Genomic DNA, 17,219 nt, shown 5'->3' with positions numbered 1-17,219 from the left:
GCAGAGTAGAGTCGGCGACGCTATAGTAGAAATGAATTGCTGCAATGACAGGTATAGTGATGATTAATCTCCAGGGGCTGGATCTTAATTTGCTGCGTACGCTGAACGTCCTGCTCAGCGAAAATAACGTCACCCGCGCGGCGCTGCGCCTCAATTTGTCGCAGCCGTCGGTCAGCGTGCAGTTGGCAAGACTACGGGAGATTTTCGCCGACCCGCTGCTGCTGCCTGGGCCGCGCGGAATGCAGCCCACCGCCCGCGCCGATGAACTGCGCGGGCCGCTGCGCGATGCGCTGCTGGCGCTGGAGCTGGCGGTAGCGCCGGTTCAGCCTTTTGACCCGGCCACGGCGGCGCAGACCTGGCGGGTGGCGGCGACGGACTATATGGCGTCGGCGATTTTGCTGCCGGTGCTCAATACCCTGCGCGTCGCCTCTCCGGCCAGCCGCCTGGCGCTGTTTGAGCTACAGCCCGCACGGCTGGTACAGCAGGCGGATCGCGACGAAGTGGATCTGTTTTTTCACACGCGCGATGGCGCGCCGCCCGGGCTGCATCAGCGTTTGTTGTTCCGCGAACGCTACGTGCTGGCGGGGAGAGCGGGGCACCCGGCGCTGCGGTCGGCGTTAAGCCTGGCGCAGTTCTGCCAACTGGAGCAGGTGATTGTCTCGCCGGACGGCGGTGGATTCAGCGCCGCGACCGATAGCGCGCTGGCGAATCTCGGGCTGGCGCGGCGGGTTGTCCTTTCCGTGCCACATTTCCTGTTTATGCTGGAGACGCTGCGCAATAGCGAACTGGTGGCGGTGCTGCCGGAGCGGCTGGTGCGCGACGCTGGCGGCCTGACGGTGGTCGAACCGCCGCTGGCGGTCGCCGGGTTTGAGATGCTGATGCTGTGGCATGAGCGTTGGCACCGCGATCCGGCGCACCGGTGGCTGCGCCAGCAAATCGTATCGTCATTAGAGGGGAAGCCATGTTAAGCGGATTAAATCATCTGACTCTGGCGGTCAGCCAACTGGCGCCGAGCGTGGCGTTTTATCAGCAGCTGCCGGGGATGACGCTGCACGCCCGCTGGGATAACGGCGCGTATTTTTCCTGCGGCGACCTCTGGTTGTGCCTGTCGCTGGACCCGCAGCGGCGCGTTACCCCGCCGGAGGAGAGCGACTACACCCACTACGCGTTCAGCATTGCGGAAGAGGATTTCGCGCTTTTTGCCGGGCGGCTGAATGCGGCTGGCGTTCCGGTATGGAAAACCAATAAAAGCGAAGGTGCGTCGCACTATTTTCTCGACCCGGACGGCCACAAGCTGGAGCTGCACGTTGGCAACCTCGCCCGGCGCCTGGCGGCGTGCCGGGAGAAGCCCTATAAAGGTATGGTGTTTTTTGGCGAGGACGAACAGACGGCCGGGAACCCGTAGCCCGGCTAAGCGCAGCGCGAGCCGGGGAAAAGCGGAGGCGGCATTGCGCGTTGTTTCCCCGGAGGCGGCGCTTGACGCGCCTTGTCCGGGCTACCGGCCCGTGCGATCGGGTAGCCCGGACAGGCGCAACGCGCCGCCTCCGGGATAGATAAATTGCGTTAGCCTTCCAGCTTCAATTCCACATTGCGCTTGAGCACCAGGCGCATCAGCAGGTAATAGACCACGCCAACCGCCAGCCAGCTCAGCCCCAGTACCTTCGCCTGCGCGTCCATTTCATAAATAACAAAGCCGATAATGCACAGGCCCACCACCGGGAACAGCAGGTGCACCACCAGATTGCGTGATTTCTGGCGAATGATGTAATGGTTTATCACGGCAATATGCAGCACCAGGAAGCCCATCAGCGCGCCGAAGTTCACCAGACGGCTGAGGTTATCGATATCGCCATAGAACCAGAGGCCGGAAGCCAGCGAAATCAGCGCCACAAACAGGGTGCTGACGTAAGGTGTTTTCAGCCGCGGATGCACTTTTGCCAGCAGCTGCGGCAGCTGCTTATCGCGCGCCATCGCAAACAGAATACGCGACACGGCGGCCTGCGCTACCAGGGCGTTGGCAATCCCCCAGGAGATCACCGTCGACCACATGGTGACATACTTCAGCCAGCCGCCGCCCGCCAGATTCGCGGTATCGTAGAAGGCGGTATCGAGGCTGCTAAACGTCATGCCCTGCGCCAGATCGGCGGCAATCCACGTCTGCAGGATAAACAGCGAACCCACCAGCATCAGCGCGCCCAGCGACGCCTTACCCACGGTATCTACGCCGCCTTTCGTTTCCTCCGACAGCGTGGAGATCCCGTCGAAGCCGAGGAACGAGAGCACGGCGATGGAGACCGCGCCCATCACCAGCGGCAGGCTGAACTTATCGGCGTTGTAGAGCGGGTCGAGGGTCAGATGGCCCGCCCCGGCGCCGGAGTAGAGCGCAATCAGCCCCAGCACGACGAACACTGACAGCACCACGATCTCCGCGATCAGAATCGTGTTATTGGCGCGTGCGGTAAAGGTAATGCCGCGCAGGTTAATCAGGCTGTTAATCGCGATAAAGCCGACAATCCACAGCCAGCCCGGCACGCCCGGCAGCATGGGCGCCAGCGCCGCCGCGCTGACGATATAGAGCAGCGACGGCACCAGAATATAGTCCAGCAGGATCAGCCAGCCGGCAAAAAAGCCGACAATCGGATGAATACCGCGCTGGGCATAAGCGTATACCGAGCCGGAAACCGGAAACGCGCGCGACATCGACCAGTAGCTCATGGCGGTAAAGAACATCGCCACCATACCGATGAGATAGGCCAGCGCCACCATGCCCTGCGCGCCGTCCCAGACGTAGCCAAAGACGCCAAACGGCGCGATGGGTACCATAAATATCATGCCGTAGACCAGCAGATCGCGGAACGTCAGCGCCCGATGCAGCTCCTGCTTATAGCCAAATTGTTCAACGCTCATGCCCGCTCCCCTTCGATGCTCAGGGAGAGCTGTTCAGCCACTGACTTTGGTAACGCATAGCGGCAGGTTTTCAGCGGATCGACAACCTGACAGATTTGCAGGTCGCCCGCAATGCTCAGGATGCTGATGGCGTCTGCCAGCATCAGGGAGGTATTGTCGGCGATAAAATGCGCCATATTGCGGGTAGCCATGGCGGCGGCATCATCGAGTGTCAGCGCCGAGGCGAGGGTAAACAGGGTCTCGCTGTTTTCGAGCATCGGCAGCGGCAGGCGGCGGTTTTTAACCACCGTCAGTTCGACCAGTACTTCGCCGGGGATTTCCAGACCGCAGACCGAGACTTCGCCATCGCCCATCGCGGCGTGTAAATCCCCCAGTCCGAACAGCGCGCCGGGGACGTTGACCGGCAGCCACAGGGTGCTGCCGGCGGTAATCATTTTGCAGTCCATATTGCCGCCGTGGCTATCCGGCGTGCCGCAGGAGATGGCTTCCCCGGCAGGCGCGACGCCGATCACGCCGACCATCGGATTAAGCGGCACGCGCACGTTGCCGGGCAGTATGGCATGGTCGTTTTCAATGGGCACGATGGTGACCTTCGGGGCATCGAGCTCGTCGCCAATCACCCCCAGCTGCGGTGCGGTGACCATCACCGCCTGATTGCTGCTTAGGGTAATGCGTTTGATGGTGACCTTGAGCGCATCGCCCGGCTCGGCGCCCTCGACGTACACCGGCCCGGTCGCCGGGTTAATACGCTGCCAGTCCAGTTCGTTGAACACGGCATCGGCGGAGGTGATTTGGTCGGAGAAGCAGTCGCAGGTTTCGAACAGCACTTCACTTCCGCTGCTGACGGTAGCGACAGGAGCGTTATCCCGCGACATGGCGTAAACCACCCGATCTTTGGTAATTTTCATGACATTCATCCCGGTTATATTGTTGCGTTTTTTATATTTAGAGTTTCCCGTATAGGGAATGAGTGAATGTATCGGGATTATTATGGGAAGGCAATCAGGTCAGGTTTTTCAAAAATAAATGATATATATTTGCTGGTGAATCATGCAGTTATATATTTTAATCTGATGTTTTTATATTCTGGTTATTAAGTCGTTCGGTTATTCAATGTTTTATTACTGGTTGTCGTTTTTTCATTATTTACTGATATTAGTCGTTTATATAGCAGATTATTCTGCGAAAATTTACGTGCTGGTAATTTAGTATAATATGCCGTGGGGGTATTGATGATAATGCCAGGGTATTTTGGCTCTCAAAGAGGGAAACCCGGAGGCGGTGCTTGCGCACCTGTCCGGGCTACCGATCCGCAGACGGCGGTGAACCCGTAGCCCGGTCAGCGCAGCGCCACCGGGGACCAGCCTATAACCTCACTCCATCGCCACTTTCACCGCCATGCCCAGTTGCACCATCACCTCTTTATGCTTCTCAATCGGCGGCAGGGCGCAGTTGATCCTTAAGCAGTTGCGGTATTTTCCGGATGCTGAAAACAACGATCCCGGCGCTACCTGGATCTTCAGCCGACATAGTTGCTTCGCGACGCAGACCATATCCACCTGCTCCGGCAGCTCGACCCACAGCATAAAGCCGCCTTTCGGGCGGGTAACGCAGATCCCGCAGGGGAAAAACTCCCGCAGCCAGCAGGTGTAGATCTCCATATTACGCTGGTAGATCTGCCGCATTCTTCGCACGTGGCGGTGATAGTGGCCTTCGCGAATAAAATTACAAGCCGCCAGTTGGGTGGAGGGAACGTTGGTGCCGCTGGCGGCATACTTCATCTGCAGCAGACGATCGTAATAACGGCCGGGGGCAATCCAGCCGATGCGCAGGCCGGGAGCGATGGTTTTGGTAAACGAACTGCAGAGCATCACCCGGCCGTCGATATCCCAGGAATGGATGGTGCGCGGGCGCGGGTATTCGGTCGCCAGCTCGCCGTAGATATCATCCTCAAAGATAACGATATCGTGGCGCTGGGCGAGGCATAGCGCCGCGCGCTTGCGGGCATCCGGCATGATAAACCCCAGCGGATTATTGCAGTTGGGGACCAGGATCACCCCTTTGATCGGCCATTGATCGAGCGCCAGCTCTAACGCCTCGATGCTGATCCCGGTTTCCGGATCGGTGGGGATCTCGATGGTTTTTAGCCCTAATCCGCGCAGCATCTGCATGGTGCCGTAGTAGCAAGGGGATTCGACGGCAACGATATCGCCGGGCTGGCACACCGACAGCAGCGCCAGCGACAGCGCGCTGTGGCAGCCGCTGGTAAGCACCAGATCGTTGGCGGTGACCACCGATCCGCCGTCGAGCATCAGACGGGCGATCTGTTCCCGCAGTTCGCGACGCCCGGCCAGCTCGTCGTAGTTCAACACTTCGCTAAGGTTGTGCTGAATTGCCCGGCTCAGCTCGCGCCAGATAGGCTTCAGGCTCGGCTGAGTGACGTCCGGCGAGCCGCCGCCGAAGGGGATAATCGATTTATCGTGGCGGGCGTCGAGCATGGTCAGCACCTGATCCCACTGGGTGATCTCGACGGGACGCTGGACCGGACGCGACATCGGCGGTACCGGCGGCTGGGCTTTACGCGGGGCCACGAAATAGCCGGATCGCGGCTGCGGCACGATCAGCTGCTGCTGTTCCAGCGTCTGGTAGGCCTGCTGAACGGTGCTGATGCTGACGCCGTGTTCCTGGCTCAGGCTGCGTACCGACGGCAGCTTTTCGCCGGGGCGATACAGCCCCTGTTCGATGCGTTCTGCCAGCAGGCTGGCCAGATGTTGATAGCGGGTCATGCTGTATCCTTGATCGTCGCCATACAGATCAATAAACCAGTACAGATTGGCGGTAAAAATGAGGTCTGCTGTACGTTTTAGCGAATCTGTATGTTAAAGAAAAGTATTTTGTGAATCTGTATTGTTTAGCCCCGGATCCGTGAAGATAAAGCCTCTGGCAAGGTGAGGAGGTAGAGGATGGAATTTCACGAGAATCGGGCAAGACAGCCGTTTATCGGCTTCGTATTTCTGGCGCGGATAATCAAAAAATGGTGGCTTCGCGAACAAACACGCAGAACATTGCAGCGAATGAGCGACGAACAGCTAAAAGATGTCGGACTGCGCCGGGATCAGATCAATTAAAAAGTGCGATTTTTTACCCGGCATTTCCCCGGAGGCGGCGCTTGACGCGCCTGTCCGGGCTACCGGCCCGCAAACGGTAATCAACCCGTAGCCCCGGTCAGGCGTTAGCCGCCACCGGGGAGATGACCGCAGCTGCCCTGGAGGTGGTTTCCCGGAGGCGGCGCCTGACGCGCCTTGTGCGGGCTACCAGACCGCGGAGAACTGTAGCCCCGGTAAGCGCTAGCGTGACTGGGGATGATACATTCATAGAATTTATCAATTCATGCTTATCAATTCTTCGTTTCTTGATACTTATCGTGATAAGTATTATTTTCTTCGCAGCTAAGTGAGGAAAATAAGATGACCGAAGACGATCTGTTTGCCCAGCGCCCGATGGGCATGCGCATGGCGATGGTCGTGCGCCAGTGGCGCGCGATTATTGATTCTGCCATTACCGACACCGGCCTGACCCAGTCAAGCTGGACGGTGCTGATGCAGCTGCATCAGCTGGGGGATAACGTCTCGGTCAGCGAGCTGGCGGAGGTGCAGGGCATTGAACTGCCGCCGCTGATGCGCACCCTCACGCAGCTGGAAAAGCAGGGCTATCTGCTGCGTTCAACATCGCCTTATGACAAACGCATCCGCCTGCTGACGCTGACGGCGGAAGGCCGCGCTATTCTGGAGAAGCTGAACCGCGTGATTGAGACCTATCAACAGCGCGTCACCGAAACCCTCCCTGAAGCGCAGCTCGCCGCCTTTAGCGCCACGTTAAATCAAATCGCCTGCAATCTGCGGACTATCCGCGAAGAAGATAACAAGATCTAAAACACTATGATGACCCCTGAACAGAAATTTGCCCGCTGGGTAAGGGTGAGTATTGCCGCCTTCCTGGTCATATTCGCCTGGTTTATCGTTGCCGATATCTGGATCCCGCTCACGCCGGACTCCACCGTGATGCGCGTGGTCACGCCGGTCTCGTCGCGCGTCTCCGGCTATGTCTCCCATGTCTATGTGCACAACAACAGCCAGGTGAAGAAGGGCGATCTGCTCTATGAACTGGATCCGACGCCGTTTATCAATAAAGTGGAAGCGGCGCAAATCGCCCTTGAACAGGCGAAACTCAGCAACCAGCAGCTGGACGCGCAGATCGCTTCTGCCCGCGCCAACCTGCGCACCGCCCAGTACACCGCGCGCAACGATAAGGTGACCTTCGATCGCTACCAGCGCCTGAGCACCATGCAGAACGTCTCTCAGTCGGATCTGGATAAAGTGCGCACCACCTGGCAGACCAGCGAGCAGTCGGTCAGCGCGCTCAACGCCAGCATCCAGAATCTGCTGATCCAGCGCGGCGAGCGCGACGATGCGCGCAACGTCACGTTGCAGAAGTACCGCAACGCACTGGAAGAGGCGCAGCTTAACCTTGGCTGGACGAAGGTGCGCGCCGAAACCGACGGCATGGTGAGCAACCTTCAGCTTAACCCCGGTCTGTACGCCACCGCCGCCACGCCGCTGCTGGCGCTGGTCAGCAATCAGACCGATATCGTCGCCGATTTCCGCGAGAAGAGCCTGCGCCACACCGGCGTCAACACCGATGCCGCGGTGGTGTTTGATGCGCTGCCGGGGAAAGTCTTCCGGGCGCACGTCACCAGCAGCGATGCCGGTATTCTGGCCGGACAGGAAGAGGTCAATGGCCAGCTGTCGCAGCCGGAGCAGTCTACCCGCTGGGTGCGCGACGCGCAGCGCATGCGCATTCACGTCGCGCTTGATGAGCCGCTGGATAAACCACTTCCCACCGGGGCCCGCGCGACGGTACAGCTCTATAACAGCGATGGCCTGTTCGCCCGCACCTTTGCCGGCGCGCAGATCCATCTGGTGAGCATGCTGCACTATGTCTATTAATACCCTGGCGCGGGTTTTCACCCCGCACGGCAACATCGTCTATACGGCCAACGATTTTCGCCAGACGCTGCGCATCGCCGTGGCCGGCACTATCGCGCTGAGCATTTCGACCTTCTACGACGTGCAGTACGGCGTCTTCTTCGTGGTTTATCCGCTGATGCTGCTGTCGCTGGTGCCGGTGTTTAACCGTCACGTGGCGCGGCAGTTTGTGTTCAGCGCGGCGGTAAACTGCGTCGAAATGGTGCTGATCGTCGGCTATCTGTCGCAGTGGCCGGTGATGATGACGCTGGTGGTGTTTGGCCTGTACGTAATGCGCTTTCGCTTTATGAGCCAGGGGCCGCTGTTTCTGCTGGGGTCGATGGGCGTGGTGTGTCAAAGCACGATGCTCAACTTTATGAGCTATCCCACCAGCAACTGGCACACCCTGATGTTCTCCAATATGGAGGCCTGCGTGATGGCGGTGGCGCTGAGCGCATTACTCAACTACTTCATCCCGGACGTTGAACCACGCAAGCCGCCGCCGCGCATTGAAAAAGACGCCGCCCGTATTCGTCATGAATCGCTGCTCTCCGGCAGCGTGGCGACAATGATCTTTGTGATCTTTCAGGTCTGCGACCTGAGCGACTCGCTGTCGGCGCTGATGGCGGGGATTTTAATTCTGTTCCCGATGCACTATCGCGGCGCGGTGATCAGCTCGATCTGGCGGGTGGTGGGGGTGGTGCTGGCCTGCCTTTATATTCTGGTGGTGCAGCTGATTATCTACGACTTCAGCAACCATATGCTGCTGATGATGCCGCTGATTGGCCTCGGCCTGGCGTTTAGCGCCCGCCTGCACGTGATGGAGAAAGTGGGTGCCGGCGTTGGCTTTGCCAGCATCACCACCATCGGCATCATGTTCGGCCAGAACCTGCATCCGGACCAGGACCTGGTGTTCAGCGATCTGTACCGCATCACTTCCGTCACCGTGGCGCTGATCGTCACGCTGACCATGGTCTTCCTTATGCATCGGCTGCTGAACTGCTTTGCGCCAACCCGGTTTGTGGTGACCGAATAAGCTCAGGCAGCCAGCGCCCGCTGCGCGTCGCGAAAAGCGTTGTGCAGCAGCCGCCACATATGATGCGCTGCCGGAGAAAAGCGGCGGTCGGAGTTGCGTAGCAGGTGGCACTGGGCGCTGCTGGCGATAGGATGGTCAATGGGGACCGCGGTCAGAATACCGTGGGCGATCGCTTCCCGGGCGGCGTATGCGGTCATAAAAGAGATCCCCAATCCCGCCTGGCTCAGGCTCATGGCGGTGGAAAAGAGGTTACAGCGATAGGCCGGATGAAACTGCCGTCCGGCGGTTTTAAACATGGCGTTCATATGGCGCTGCAGGCCAAAGCTGTCGGTGAGCGCGATCAGGCGATATTGCGTGAGCTCATCGATGGTGACGGCGCGCTGGGCTGCGATGGGATGCTGTGGCGAGACCACCGCGCAGATAGGGCCCCACTGAAAGCTGTGGCGTTTAAGCTCCGGGTTGCCGATGGGGCCGAAGGCGACCGCCATATCCGCTTCGCCGCTGGCGATATCGTTGAGCATCTCCTGCATGCTGCCGACACTAATATCCACGAACACGTTAGGCCAGGACTGCGAAAAGGTGCTCATCACCGATTCAATAAAGGTGGTGACCAGCCCGCCGCCAATCCTCACTGAAATTGTCCCGCCGCGCATGTGGCGTAAATCCTTCAGATGGCTTTCCAGCTTTTCCCGGCGTTGACGGCTTTCGAAGTAGTCCTCCGCCAGCAGACGTCCGGCTTCGGTAAGCACCACGTTTCGCCCCTGGCGTTCCAGCAGCGGCAGCTCCAGCGCCCGTTCCAGCTGCGCTATCTGGCGGCTGATGACTGACGGGTTGATACCCAGCATATCGGCAGCCCGGCGAATGCCTCCCTGAATCCCGACTTCATACAGATAGCTCATTGGCCTCTCATGCAACATCGTTTCTCGCTCCTTTGTTGACCTGCGGTCAACAATAACACCCTTTCACAGGTATTTATCATCCCGGCAAGTTATAGATAATCGTAATTCGGACAAAAACTGGCAGGGAGGAAAATTCTCATCGCTTATTCCCGGCTTGCTATTAAGGTGGCAAGGCTCGGGAAGTTAAAGAATAAGAAATGGTGATGATGCTGATTAAGGGAATATGGAAAAGCTTATCAGTGAAAATAATAAATTCGAATAACAATAAATTGACAAAATTTCAAATTGCAAACAATCGCACTAACATTTCATTATGTGAGAGGACAGGCTATGAGTGAAAATAAAACGTTGGAATGTTCCTCCGACGAAACGACAAATGAGTGGAAAGTCGGGCCCGGAGCCTGGATTTCACTGATCATCGTATTGTTAGTTTTCTCCGGATTATTGTTTAAGGTTGAAGGCATGGCCTGGCTGGGGGCGTTTGACTTTACCACCCTCGGCGGCGCGTTCGGCACCATGAAAACACCGGAAACCAACACCTTTATCGGTAGCGGCGGCATCAGCGCCAAGGCCGGCTTCCTGTTTGCCCTGTCGCTGGTGCCGACGGTGATGCTGGCGCTGGGGCTGCTGGAGATATTTACCCACTACGGGGCGATCCGCGCGGCGCATAAGCTGCTGACCCCGCTGCTTCGCCCGCTGCTTGGGATCCCGGGTTATACCGGCCTGGCGCTGATTACCGATTTACAGAGTACCGATGCCGGCGCGGCGCTGACCAAAGAGCTGTATGACAGCGACAAAATAAATCGTAAGGATCTGGTTATTATGGGCGCCTGGCAATATTCCGGGGCCGGTCTGATTAATAACTACTTCTCAATTGGCTCAGCGCTTTTCGCTTCGTTAACCATTCCTATCATTATTCCGCTGCTTTTAATGTTTGTGCTGAAATTTGTCGGCGCGGCAATCACGCGTCTGGTTCTGAATACCGCTTATAAAAGGGATTTTGAAAATGAATAATTCGGCAAAAGTCGGCAGTAACCCGTTCGATATTTTCGTTATCGGCGCGCGCAAAGGATTTAATATCGCCATCAACAATCTGATGCCGAATGTATTAATGGCCTATGTGATCGCTGAAATGCTCAATTTGCTCGGCGTGATGCAGATCATCGGCCACGTCTGCGCGCCGCTGATGGGCCTGTTCGGCCTGCCGGGGGAAGCCATTACCGTATTGCTGACCTCCTGGCTTTCCGCCTCTGCGGGAACCGGTGTGGCGGTGAGCCTGTTGAGCAAAGGTACCCTCAACGTGGCGGATATCACGATTCTGATCCCGGCGATTTTCCTCATGGGTTCGCAGCTGCAGTACATGGGGCGCCTGCTCGGCGTAGCGGATGTCCCGAAAAAATATTGGCCGCTGCTGATGGCGGTGAGCATTATCAATGCCGTCATCGCCATGCTGGTCATGCGCGTGATTGCATAATAGAAGGCAAGGAGTAAGACGTGTCGCGAACATTAGAGCATTTCAATTATCTGCATCAAATCCCGGAGCTGGGCTTTGAAGAGTACAAAACGTCGGCATACATCGGCGATGCATTAGAAGCCGCGGGGTTTCAGGTGCAGCGCAACGTCGGCGGCACCACCGGCATTGTTGCGCTGCTGGATAGCGGTAAGCCGGGGCCGGTCGTGGCGCTGCGGGCGGATATGGATGCGCTGGGCCATATCATCGATGGCCGCTTAGAGGCTCGCCATACCTGCGGTCATGACGGTCACTCTTCGGTGGTGTTGACCGCCGCGGAAGAGATCCTCACCGAAGGGCTGGTAAAGCGCGGGAAGCTGAAAATACTCTTTCAGCCCGCTGAAGAGCTGGGCACCGGGGCGATCGCGCTGACGGAAGCGGGCGTGCTGGACGACGTGGAGATGCTGTTCGGCTTCCATCTCAGGCCGCTGGAGGAGTGTCCGAAAGGCAAGGCGGTGCCGGCGATGTACTACTCCGCCTCGGCGACGGTGATGGTCGATTTCCACGGCAAAGCCGCACACGCCGCCCGGCCTCATCTGGGCGTTAACGCGCTGGACGCCGCGTCGCACGCGGTGCAGGCGGTAAACGGGATTCATCTGGCGCCTTCGCTGACCTGGAGCGCTAAAGCGACGCGCTTTCTGTGCGATGCGGGAGTGACCAACTCGGTGCCGGCGAAAGCGCACGTGTGCTGGGATCTGCGCAGCGCGGAAAATGAGGGCATGGCGACGTTGAAAGAGCGGGTGGTGCGAGCGATAGAGAGCAGCGCGGCGGCTTACGGCGCCACCGTCGATATCCAGATCGTCAAGGAGATGCCCGCCGCGATTATCGACGAACAGGCTACGGCTATCGTCAGCCAGGCGATTCGCGAAACGTTTGGCGAAGCCGGCTTAACGGCAGCGAAGAGTACGCCGGGCAGCGAGGACTTTTTCCACTACCTGCGCCTGCGTCCACAGGTGAAGGGCGGGTTCTGGGGGCTGGGCTGCGACCTGCTGCCGGGGCTGCATCATCCGGAGATGCGCTTCGACCGCGCCGCGCTGGCGGATGGCGTGCGGGTGTTTAAATCCTGCGTTCGCCAGCTGCTGGGGTGAGGGACTAAACCCGGATATTGTGCTCGCTTCACGCCGGGTTACGCCTGCTGCGGAAACTGAGCCAGCAGCTGATAATCATCCCCGGCGACGCGAAACAGGGTTGCCGTGTGGCCGGGGAGAATCCACTTCTGCTCTTCGCCCGGCTCACAGCGCAGATAAATGCACAGCCCGCAGCCGCCGCGCAGCTGGCGCGGAATGTCCTTCACCCGGAAGGTCGCTCCCGCCGCCTGCAGGGCTTTGCGCATCCGCACTACCCCCACCGTTGAGTGAAATAAAAACAGATATTCCGTCACCGGCGGCTCCTCTGACGTAAACCGATCAGCGCCGCGCCGATCGCCCCGGCAAACTGCGCGTCGGGATGCGTCTGCACCGCCATACCCACGTGCTCCTCCAGCCTCCGCGCGAAGGCGGCGCAGCGGCTGACGCCGCCGGTAAACAGCAGCGGGCCCTGCGCCGACAGGCGGCCGATAAAATTGGCGCTGCGTCGGGCCATGGCGTTGATCACGCCGGCGAGGATCGCCTCCGGCGGCACCCCGGCCGAACGCAGGCTGATGACCTCGGATTCGGCGAACACCGTGCACATACTGGTAATCGCATGGGGCTCAACGCCTTCGGTGATGCTGTCGAGCTGGTCGACGCTGGCCCCCAGCGTACGCGAGATCACCTCCAGAAAGCGCCCCGTGCCCGCCGCGCATTTATCATTCATCAGAAAATCGGTGAGATTACCCGCGTCGTCCAGCTGGATAACCTTGCTGTCCTGGCCGCCGATATCGATGACCGTCCGGGTCTGCGGGGCCAGCAGCCGCGCGCCGAGCCCGTGGCACGAGATCTCGGTGACTTGCTTATCGGCAAAATCCACCAGCTGGCGACCGTAGCCGGTTAAGGTTAAAAAGGGGCGTTCGCTTAAGCCAGCGCGGAGCGTTTCCCACGCCTCAACGATGGCGTCGGCGGGGCGAAACGGCGTCGGACAGAGAAAGCGGCGCTGAATCACGCCATCGGCGAGCAGGATGCCTTTGGTGGCGGTCGATCCGGAATCAATCCCTACGGTAACGGTCACGCGCGCTCCTAAAGCATCTCAATAAAGGCCGCCACGCGGGTGCTGAGCTGGCCGAGATCCGCCGTCGAATAGTCGGTCTCAATGGCGATATAGGGGATATCGTGCTGCTGGCGCACGTGGCGTTTTATCGCCAGCGACTCCACCGCGTAGGTATGGCAGGCCTGCAGAATGACGTCTACCACGCCGTCGGCCTGGTACTCTTCTACCATTTGACTGAGCAGGGACAGGCGCTGGTCATTTGGCGAAATACAGGAGCAGCCGATGGCGAGATATTTCTCGGTCAGGGCGTCGTAAACGTCACCCGTCTCCTCCACGCAGCGCTCGGTGGCTTTCGCGCCGGTGCAGTTTTCAAAACCGACCACCCAGCCGCCGTTGTCCTCAATGGCCTTCACCACTTTTTCCGCCGCGCCGCCGATCGGGCAGCCGGTGATCAGAATACGCGGCCGCGCCTCCAGCCGTTTGCCCTCTTGCCACTGCAGGCGCACCCGATCCGCCATGTCGTTGAGCTCATCGATCAGCGCCGCTTTATCGAAGCGGAAGGTCGCGCCGTAGACCACTTTTAAAATATCGCTGCCGCTGAGCGCGGGCGGGTTGAGCTGCCCGACGCGATAAAAGTTCGCCAGCGCCCGCCGTTCGCGGTTCTTGAGGATAATCGCCTCGCGCAGGGCGGCTTCGGTGATCGGCGTACCAAAGCGATCTTCCACCGCCTTCTGCAGGCGCAAAATTTCCGCTTTCCACAACGCTCGCGAGGCATCATCGCTGGCGCTGTTCGGCAGCTGCATCACGTGCACGGCTTTGAATTCGGCCATGTATTCGTACATTTTCTTTTTGCCGTCGCAGGTGGTTTCGCCCACCACGAGGTCGGAAAAGTAGAAGTAGGGGCATTTGTCAGTCTTGCCAAAACCGTAGCTGCTTTTTATCAGCGGACAGAGGTTGCGCGGCAGATCCTTTTCCGCCTCTTCAATCGTCTCGTCGGAGGTGGAGCACAGCGACACCACCACCGCGCCGGCGGCCAGTGGAATTTCCTGAGGCATAAAGGTGCAGTAGGTGCCAACCAGCGGTATGTTTTGCTCTTTAAGCTCCATGACCGTGAGGAAACCCTGCTGGCGGGCTGCGGAGAAGTGGTCAAAGATGGCGGGTAGATGGGTGATAAGCGACATGGTTTTCCTTCCCCGTACACGGGAGATGATGAAAGAGGCCGCATTATAACCCTGTTTATTGTGTGTGTTTATTGATCTCCCGCTAATAGACTTTTTTCAGATCCATCTCTTCCTGAATCCGATCGCTCAATGCAAGGTGGGTGGCGATGGCCGCATCAATCCCGGCGTTATAAAACATTGGACCCAGCTCTTTCGCGATAAAGTCGACAAAGAATTCCGCGTCAAATTGCTCCAGCTCCAGCTCAAAATTCTCTTCGCAGTATTTACACAGCTTCTCGCGCAGCAGATCGCGTTGCGGCGGGCTGAGATCGATATCGCTCATAGCGTTCCTTAATCAATATTGTTACGGTGAATCAGGGCAGCTGATTATATCCGATCGCGGGGAGTCAGTTGTGATATGGCGTGATGTTTTTGGCCACAACGAGGTAGGTTGATTAAATCGCTCAGGAGCTAATTGTGACTGAGATCACAGTATTCTCGATAAAATGAAGATAATCAGAGGGATTCTCATAACCTCATGAATTTAAATGAGATAATATGGTTTTTATGATGTGAATAACATTTAGTTGCGCTCGCCTTTTTTCAGCATGTCGGTATCTGGATGAATAATCTATAGACCTGTTTTCAGGTTATCTGGCTTACGGATTTTTTCTATAAGTACATTCTGACGGCGATTCATTTATCAGGGGTGAAGGATGAAACGCGTAAAACTGGATATGAATGTTTTTGACGCTGCTCTGATGCGCCTGGATTGGGTATTTGATACTTTCGAGCAGGTCTGTTTATCTTTTTCCGGCGGTAAAGACTCGACGGTATTATTTCATCTGGCGGCGGCCGTTGCGCGTAAAAAAGGGAAAAAGTTTGCGGTATTGTTCGTGGACTGGGAAGCGCAGTATTTATTAACTATCCAGCACGTGCAAAATATGAAAGAGCGCTATCAGGACGTGGTAAGCCGCTTCTACTGGGTGGCGCTGCCGATGACCACGGTGAGCGGCGTATCGCAGCACGAGCCGGAATGGGTCGCCTGGCGGGCCGGGGTTGAATGGGTAAGGCAACCGCCGGATGATGCCATCACCGATGCCGGTTTTTTCCCTTTTTATCAGCCTGAAATGACGTTTGAAGCCTTTGTTCCGGCTTTTTCGCACTGGCTGGCCGCCGGGAGAAGCCTCGCTTCGCTGATCGGTATCCGCACCGACGAGTCGCTGCATCGCTACATGGCGCTTACCTCGCCGACCAAACTGCGCTTTGAGGACGATAAGCCATGGACCACCGCCTCGCCGGAAGGGTTTAGCTACACCTGCTATCCCCTCTATGACTGGCGGACCCGCGACATCTGGATCTTTAATCACAAGTCGCGGCTCCCCTACAACCCGCTCTATGACCTGATGCATCGCGCCGGCGTGCCGCTGAAAAATATGCGCGTCTGCGAGCCTTTCGGCCCCGAGCAGCGGCGCGGGCTGTGGCTTTATCACATACTTGAGCCGGAGACCTGGGAGCGGATGTGCCGTCGGGTATGCGGCGCGCACAGCGGCGCGATTTACGCCAACGCCAGCGGCGACTACTTTGCGCTGAAGACCAAAATCCGCAAACCGGCGCATTTTAGCTGGCGCGAATATGCGCTCTTTCTGCTCGATAGCATGCCGGAGAAAACCGCCGAGCATTACCGCAATAAAATCGCTATTTATCTGCACTGGTACCAGACCCGCGGTTTCCCTGACGATATCCCCGATGAGCAGGAAAAAGATCTCGGCTATCGCGATATTCCCTCATGGCGCCGTATCTGCAAGACGCTACTGAAAAACGATTTCTGGTGCCGGATGCTGTCGTTCAGCCCGACGCAGCCTAAGCACTATGAGCGTTACTGTCGGCTGGTGAGTAACAAACGTAAAGAGTGGAGGACGCTTTGATGTCACCGGATGTGGCTAAGACAGTGATTGAGTATCTCGAGTCGTTTGACGATGTTGACTTGAAAATCAAAGCGATTAACGAGCTGAAGAGCCTGATCCACCAGCACAGCCCCTTCTGCCGCGAGCCGGTGGACTGCGTGCTGTGGGTCGAAGCCAACACGGTTGAGGCGAATGACTACAACCCTAACGTGATGGCGACGGTGGAAAAAAAACTTCTGGAGCGTTCTATCGAACTGGATGGTTTTACCCAACCGGTAGTGGTAGCCCGCCAGCAGCGACGGCACCTGGTCGTGGACGGCTTTCACCGCCATCTGATTGGTAAGAGTCGCCCGGAGCTGAGCCGCCGTCTGCATGGTTATCTTCCGGTGACGCTCATCAATGCCGAACGCGAAGGGCAGAAAGAGCGTATCGCCGCTACCATTCGCCATAATCGCGCCAGGGGCAAACACCAGATCGCGGCGATGTCCGACATCGTCCGCGATTTACATCGCCAGGGCTGGGACGATCGGCGCATCGGCGAAGAGCTCGGTATGGATGCGGATGAGGTGCTGCGCCTGAAACAGATCAGCGGCCTGACGGAGCTGTTCGCCGACGAGAGCTTTAGCGAAGCCTGGACCGTGGAGTAGTCAAT

Annotated in this window: 19 protein-coding genes; 11 read left to right on the top strand and 8 right to left on the bottom strand. The window is 58.0% G+C overall.

The features are described 5' to 3' along the window. Positions 1–59: 59 nt before the first annotated feature. Entirely contained in the window at positions 60–968 is a 909-nt protein-coding gene (locus GUC22_RS23650; protein WP_024360443.1) for a LysR family transcriptional regulator, read from the top strand. Further along, entirely contained in the window at positions 962–1,405 is a 444-nt protein-coding gene (locus tag GUC22_RS23645) for a FosA family fosfomycin resistance glutathione transferase (protein ID WP_024360442.1), read from the top strand. Before GUC22_RS23650 ends, GUC22_RS23645 begins: the two co-directional genes overlap by 7 nt. Before the next feature lie 158 nt (positions 1,406–1,563). Here GUC22_RS23645 and GUC22_RS23640 read toward each other — a convergent pair whose 3' ends face one another. From GUC22_RS23640 to GUC22_RS23630, 3 genes are all read right to left on the bottom strand, one after another. Then, positions 1,564–2,907, bottom strand: coding sequence for an APC family permease (locus GUC22_RS23640; RefSeq protein WP_004128506.1), 1,344 nt, complete (start codon positions 2,905–2,907; stop codon positions 1,564–1,566). Continuing rightward, complete coding sequence (locus GUC22_RS23635; protein ID WP_004137247.1) at positions 2,904–3,815, bottom strand: acetamidase/formamidase family protein; 912 nt, start codon at positions 3,813–3,815, stop codon at positions 2,904–2,906. The genes GUC22_RS23640 and GUC22_RS23635 overlap by 4 nt, the downstream gene beginning before the upstream one ends. A gap of 465 nt (positions 3,816–4,280) precedes the next feature. Beyond that, complete coding sequence (locus GUC22_RS23630; RefSeq protein WP_049591309.1) at positions 4,281–5,693, bottom strand: PLP-dependent aminotransferase family protein; 1,413 nt, start codon at positions 5,691–5,693, stop codon at positions 4,281–4,283. Positions 5,694–5,870: 177 nt separating this feature from the next. Between GUC22_RS23630 and GUC22_RS23625 the strand changes: the two genes are divergently transcribed. The 4 genes from GUC22_RS23625 (at position 5,871) to GUC22_RS23610 (ending at position 8,967) form a co-directional block, all read left to right on the top strand. Then, positions 5,871–6,035: a DUF1127 domain-containing protein gene (locus tag GUC22_RS23625; RefSeq protein WP_004098259.1), complete on the top strand. Its 165-nt coding sequence runs from the start codon at positions 5,871–5,873 to the stop codon at positions 6,033–6,035. Between the two features lie 339 nt (positions 6,036–6,374). Further along, positions 6,375–6,839, top strand: a complete 465-nt coding sequence (locus GUC22_RS23620) for a MarR family winged helix-turn-helix transcriptional regulator (protein WP_064411471.1) — start codon at positions 6,375–6,377, stop codon at positions 6,837–6,839. A gap of 6 nt (positions 6,840–6,845) precedes the next feature. Further along, positions 6,846–7,913 (top strand): HlyD family secretion protein, encoded by a 1,068-nt coding sequence (locus tag GUC22_RS23615; protein WP_160183794.1) that lies wholly within the window; start codon positions 6,846–6,848, stop codon positions 7,911–7,913. Next, entirely contained in the window at positions 7,903–8,967 is a 1,065-nt protein-coding gene (locus GUC22_RS23610; protein ID WP_004133209.1) for a DUF2955 domain-containing protein, read from the top strand. Before GUC22_RS23615 ends, GUC22_RS23610 begins: the two co-directional genes overlap by 11 nt. A 2-nt stretch (positions 8,968–8,969) precedes the next feature. Here GUC22_RS23610 and GUC22_RS23605 read toward each other — a convergent pair whose 3' ends face one another. Continuing rightward, positions 8,970–9,884: a LysR substrate-binding domain-containing protein gene (locus GUC22_RS23605; RefSeq protein ID WP_024360438.1), complete on the bottom strand. Its 915-nt coding sequence runs from the start codon at positions 9,882–9,884 to the stop codon at positions 8,970–8,972. 312 nt (positions 9,885–10,196) lie between these two features. Between GUC22_RS23605 and GUC22_RS23600 the strand changes: the two genes are divergently transcribed. The 3 genes from GUC22_RS23600 to GUC22_RS23590 are packed head-to-tail and all read left to right on the top strand — an operon-like array spanning position 10,197 to position 12,464. Further along, positions 10,197–10,880 (top strand): nucleoside recognition domain-containing protein, encoded by a 684-nt coding sequence (locus GUC22_RS23600; RefSeq protein ID WP_004133206.1) that lies wholly within the window; start codon positions 10,197–10,199, stop codon positions 10,878–10,880. Continuing rightward, complete coding sequence (locus tag GUC22_RS23595) at positions 10,873–11,340, top strand: YjiG family protein (protein ID WP_004128539.1); 468 nt, start codon at positions 10,873–10,875, stop codon at positions 11,338–11,340. The genes GUC22_RS23600 and GUC22_RS23595 overlap by 8 nt, the downstream gene beginning before the upstream one ends. Before the next feature lie 20 nt (positions 11,341–11,360). Next, positions 11,361–12,464: a M20 peptidase aminoacylase family protein gene (locus tag GUC22_RS23590; RefSeq protein ID WP_024360437.1), complete on the top strand. Its 1,104-nt coding sequence runs from the start codon at positions 11,361–11,363 to the stop codon at positions 12,462–12,464. 38 nt (positions 12,465–12,502) lie between these two features. On the opposite strand, the gene GUC22_RS23585 is transcribed toward GUC22_RS23590, so the two are convergent. The 4 genes from GUC22_RS23585 to GUC22_RS23570 form a co-directional block, all read right to left on the bottom strand. Continuing rightward, positions 12,503–12,757, bottom strand: a complete 255-nt coding sequence (locus GUC22_RS23585) for a DUF3343 domain-containing protein (protein ID WP_004133202.1) — start codon at positions 12,755–12,757, stop codon at positions 12,503–12,505. Continuing rightward, a complete protein-coding gene (gene yjiL, locus GUC22_RS23580) occupies positions 12,754–13,521 on the bottom strand; it encodes a putative 2-hydroxyacyl-CoA dehydratase activator YjiL (protein WP_004133200.1) in 768 nt (255 codons plus the stop codon). Before yjiL ends, GUC22_RS23585 begins: the two co-directional genes overlap by 4 nt. A gap of 8 nt (positions 13,522–13,529) precedes the next feature. Continuing rightward, the gene (locus tag GUC22_RS23575) at positions 13,530–14,681 is read right to left on the bottom strand and encodes a double-cubane-cluster-containing anaerobic reductase (RefSeq protein ID WP_082236788.1); all 1,152 of its coding nucleotides are present in this window, start codon (positions 14,679–14,681) and stop codon (positions 13,530–13,532) included. An 82-nt stretch (positions 14,682–14,763) separates the two neighbouring features. Continuing rightward, positions 14,764–15,003, bottom strand: a complete 240-nt coding sequence (locus GUC22_RS23570; protein ID WP_004133196.1) for a DUF2164 domain-containing protein — start codon at positions 15,001–15,003, stop codon at positions 14,764–14,766. Between the two features lie 373 nt (positions 15,004–15,376). On the opposite strand from GUC22_RS23570, the gene GUC22_RS23565 reads away from it, so the two are divergent. Both GUC22_RS23565 and GUC22_RS23560 read left to right on the top strand, forming a co-directional pair. Further along, complete coding sequence (locus GUC22_RS23565) at positions 15,377–16,588, top strand: phosphoadenosine phosphosulfate reductase (protein ID WP_004133194.1); 1,212 nt, start codon at positions 15,377–15,379, stop codon at positions 16,586–16,588. Continuing rightward, positions 16,588–17,214 (top strand): IbrB-like domain-containing protein, encoded by a 627-nt coding sequence (locus tag GUC22_RS23560; protein WP_004133192.1) that lies wholly within the window; start codon positions 16,588–16,590, stop codon positions 17,212–17,214. Before GUC22_RS23565 ends, GUC22_RS23560 begins: the two co-directional genes overlap by 1 nt. The last annotated feature ends 5 nt before the right edge of the window (positions 17,215–17,219 follow it).

The organism is Klebsiella sp. MPUS7, assembly GCF_009905335.1.
Classification (GTDB): domain Bacteria; phylum Pseudomonadota; class Gammaproteobacteria; order Enterobacterales; family Enterobacteriaceae; genus Klebsiella; species Klebsiella grimontii.
Note: the sequence above shows the minus strand (reverse complement) of the source record. Positions and strands in the feature narration are given on the sequence as shown.